Raw genomic sequence first — 4,196 nt, forward strand, 5'->3', positions numbered from 1 at the left:
TTAATGTTTAATGTTTAATGTTTAATGTTTAATGTTTAATGTTTAATGTTTAATGTTTTCAAAATAAGCCAATCAATATTCTTTTTTTGATTGGCTTATTAATAATCAACCTCTATATTAATTTGGTCTTTATAATCACCTGCAACTAAGTTAGCAATATTCACCATCCCCAAACGTGCAATAATAATATATTGATGCTGTCTATTTTTTTGCTGTTGTTTTGCAACTTGCCATTGTGAACCTGCATTTCCAGATAAATCATACTGAACGGAAATACTATTTTTTAATTTGGTATAACGCCCTGCTGTTTCATTTTTTAATACACTTTGACCACTATAATCAAGTAGATTTTGACTACTAAAGCGAATATTAAAATCTGTATCGCATTTTACTCTAATCTGTAATGTTGAAGTACTCCCTGTAGTAGGTTGAATACGAATCATACCTGCACCAGTATCTGAAAATGTACATGCTGCAAAAGCATCTGAATATATAAAAAGTGATATACAAGTTAGCACTATTTTTAAAAAAAGTTTTCTCATTTCAATATCTCCTACTTACAGATTAATGTGAGTGGTTGTGTATTTTCATTATTTTTTAAGTCTAAATATGCTTTACAGCTTTCATTCTCAGAAACTTTTATATCTAGAATATGCATATCATGTGTTAAACCATATAAAGTCACAATATAATCACTGCTAATTGGATAAATATCATCTTGGTTTTGATCTACAATAATTTGACTGCCTTGTGGTAATAACTCTCCTTTTTCATCGACCAATTTAAAACTTACTTCACGAGTATGCACAACAGGGAAATCAACAATATAACCACGTTTATTCAATGGCATAATCGTTTTTCTTGCTGTTTCAACTTTATTTTCAATTTCAAGTTGATTTTCATTAAAAGATAAATGCTGATTGGTATATGGAATTAAATCATGAATAAAAATTTCACCATTTTTATTTGTTTTACCAATGAATAAATCATTGCGATAAACATCAATATTAGGACTCTCTGTAATTTTAACTAAAGAAAATCCATTATTCACTAATTTACTCAGACCAAAACTATTTCCAAGCCAAGCAACAGCACCCATCAAGTTTGCACTATAGCGTTGACTATCACCTGTTTGTAAATATTGTAAATCTAAATCTGCTGCTTTAGTTTTAATACGTGTTGAAATATTGCCTGTATTTTCTCCATGTACTCGACCTGCTCCAACGGCATAATCGACACCTACTGCATTTGAAGTATTTCTTATAATTGTTAAATTGCTTGAATCATTATCAGTTTGATTATAATACGCTGAATGTTTATCATTAAAACGATAGCTTAAAGATAAATCAACTCGATGGTCTTTTTCACTTCCTGTTTCATAAGAAACACCTAAACTCATATTTAAGTTTTCAAATAAATTTCGGCTTGAGCGAATACTAAATATTTTTTTATCATCTCGTTCTGCAATAGGTCTATATTTTTGTTCAACATAGCTTAATGATAAATTACCTAAAACTGGAATATTAGATTTAGAAATATAAACTAAATTTTCACGTTCAGGAAAATAATACCCTTGCCCATTTAAGTTATCTTCCATACCTAACATGTTAAAATCATCACTATAATATTGTGATTTTATTCCAACACTATATTTTTCTGTATCTCTTTTAAATTCTGTACTGACGGTATAACCCTCACCTTTTTTAGAGTCACTATAAGCAGAATTTAACTCAAATAATCCTAATTTATATAAATATTGACTCCATAATAAACCTACACTTTTAAGATCCTTACTGACATCTAATACTGAGCCCAAAGTGGTTTTTTCTGTTACTCCTCTTCTAAAATAAGCACTTCCAAACCATTCACGATAGTCATCACTGTCTTCACTAAAGTTATAACGTAATTTCCCTGCTGATAAACTATAATCATTCAGCCCTTTTTTCAATAAACGCTCATTTACAAAAATCGGAATATTTTGTACTGTTTTATTTCCCATAATATCTTCCACGATCATTTCTGCCTGACCTAGACCACGAAAGTTAATATGATTATTTAAATTAAATTCACCAGGATTTATTTTTGTATTATATGCTTTATTTCCATTAATAATTAAATCAACTGTAGAAGGTACTAAAGCACTCCCCTGAAAAGAAGGTGTGTTCCAATATACAAAATCTGGACGTGATGTATAATTCGTTCCCCATCTAAAACCACCAAAATAATAAGATTGTGTAATACCTGTAGGCGTACTGACATTATCACCCAATTGTAAAGTCGTAAATTTTTTAGGAAACTCAAAAGTTAGACTTGTATTTAAACGGGTATGGCTTTGAAAGTTTTGTTCATCTTGTAAATAGTTTTTTCTAAAAATATGGTTACTATTAAAAAAAGTATTTTTCCAAAATATACCGATATCTGTGGTTGCATTTGCTTGTTCTGAATAATCTCCAGATTGATAAAATACATTATAGTTTAAAAAGCCACCTAAACCGGGTAATGATGGTATTTGTAATGCAGAATTTTCAATATTTTGGCTTCGCATATAATGTGTAGGAATTGTAATTTTTAATAACTGTGCATCGATATCTTGTTCAATTTGAATATCATTTTCTGATAATAAACAATAAGCTATTTCAGATTTCATTATTTGTTGAAATTTATTTAAATCCATAAAGCTGTTTTTTAATATTGGGCACTCTATATATTTTTTATGATCAGAGATCATTAATACAGCGTCCTGCCCCTGATCCACACCATTAATCCAAAGCCCTAAGATGACATCATCTTGTTGATCTTGCTGCGTTATTGGCAAAGGCAATACTTCTGCCTTAGCTTGCTCAGTGTGTAATAAAACCATTACTGCAAGGAAGACGAGTTTATATTTTCTTTTGCCCATAACATCTACTCCGCAATAGCAAAAATTACGGGATCTTTTTCAGTTTCTTTTTCCATTACAAATTTAACGGCTTGACCAGAAGTATGCGTATAACCTTTTAAAGGAATCGTCACTTGATGATTTGGCAATATATATTTCATCATATCGACTTCGGTGAGTTTCTTCCCTGTCGCATCTTGCAGACTAAATTTTGTAATTTGAAAATGAGCTGTTCCGTTATTTTTAGCAATTAAAGTTGTATTATTGTGCTGGTCTTTTCCAAAGCGGAATGTCAGATCAGACTTAAAACCAGAACCTACAAATACGGGTACACTAAAATTCAGCGCAATATTCATCCCTGTTTTTTGTAAAGGTGATGGTATTTCTGTAAACTTAACGCGCCATGTTCCTTCTTGCTTCAAATTCATTGCATCAATAGGTTGTCTAAAGCCAAAACGAATGACTTTTTTACTATCAGGCTTTAAAATCAATGCTTTAGGATTTACCACCAAATCTGTATCGGGTGTTAAAACTTCATTGCCTTCTTCATCTTGCGTCCAACGAAAAACACTCAATTCATAAGTACGATCTGACTTTTCTCCCATTGTGGTTAAATTTGCGGTCGTACTGCGCTGTTGACGTTCACCTGTAATATACAGTTGAACTGGGGAAATCGTTAAATCTGCATGTGCCATAGACTGCACAAAAAACAAACTTAATAACCATGCTTTTTTATATTTTAAAATGTGCATATTTAGGCATCCCCAAACTCAAATGAGTTTTATCAATTTAAAAATAGAGGCATAAAAGATAAATCACTTATCTTTTATGCAAACTTAAAATGTACAACTTGATTAGTATTCAACATCTACTAAATAGGTATCGGTATAAACACCTGCACGTGTTGTTGGCGTAATTGGATCTGTTACAGCAAAACTAATCACATAATCATCCACAGAATATCCCGGTCGATTCAATCTTGAACCAGCATGTATTGGTAAAAGTACGCCATCTTGCAATGCTGTTGTACTAACACCCGTTTTCAACTGCTCACCTTGTGCATTGGAAATATATGAGTTCCAACCACCATTCCATTTCGCATTGTCTGTAAAAATGCTATAGGGCGTATTACAAGTGACGCTATAACCTGCTGTTGTTGCTGAACCATCTTCTTTTAAAATGATTTCAGTTGCGACATTTGAAAAACTACACTGTTTTGCAATTTCAACACTCATCGGAATAGATGAAGTCACCGTTGCTGCAAATATTGGTGTAGAAAGAATACATGCCGATAATGCGAATATTATTTTCTTCATGA

Annotated in this window: 4 protein-coding genes; all 4 read right to left on the minus strand. The window is 31.6% G+C overall.

Annotated elements, in window-relative coordinates; genetic code table 11:
* Nucleotides 1-98: 98 nt before the first annotated feature.
* Nucleotides 99-542, minus strand: coding sequence for a CYTH domain-containing protein (locus C9E89_RS21615; protein WP_107010186.1), 444 nt, complete (start codon nucleotides 540-542; stop codon nucleotides 99-101).
* 11 nt (nucleotides 543-553) lie between these two features.
* Nucleotides 554-2,899 (minus strand): fimbria/pilus outer membrane usher protein, encoded by a 2,346-nt coding sequence (locus C9E89_RS21620; RefSeq protein WP_107010187.1) that lies wholly within the window; start codon nucleotides 2,897-2,899, stop codon nucleotides 554-556.
* A 5-nt stretch (nucleotides 2,900-2,904) separates the two neighbouring features.
* Nucleotides 2,905-3,630, minus strand: a complete 726-nt coding sequence (locus C9E89_RS21625; RefSeq protein WP_107010188.1) for a fimbrial biogenesis chaperone — start codon at nucleotides 3,628-3,630, stop codon at nucleotides 2,905-2,907.
* Nucleotides 3,631-3,732: 102 nt separating this feature from the next.
* Nucleotides 3,733-4,196, minus strand: a 464-nt coding sequence (locus tag C9E89_RS23445; RefSeq protein ID WP_116746713.1) for a Csu type fimbrial protein, incomplete at its 5' end; no start/stop codon positions are given.

It is taken from the genome of Acinetobacter sichuanensis (assembly GCF_003024515.2).
Lineage (GTDB): Bacteria > Pseudomonadota > Gammaproteobacteria > Pseudomonadales > Moraxellaceae > Acinetobacter > Acinetobacter sichuanensis.

What these genes read in the sequence shown, in the direction of transcription:
- C9E89_RS21615 (WP_107010186.1), bottom strand. Translation starts at nt 542, where the DNA reads ATGAGAAAACTTTTTTTAAAAATAGTGCTAACTTGTATATCACTTTTT.
- C9E89_RS21620 (WP_107010187.1), bottom strand. Translation starts at nt 2,899, where the DNA reads ATGGGCAAAAGAAAATATAAACTCGTCTTCCTTGCAGTAATGGTTTTA.
- C9E89_RS21625 (WP_107010188.1), bottom strand. Translation starts at nt 3,630, where the DNA reads ATGCACATTTTAAAATATAAAAAAGCATGGTTATTAAGTTTGTTTTTT.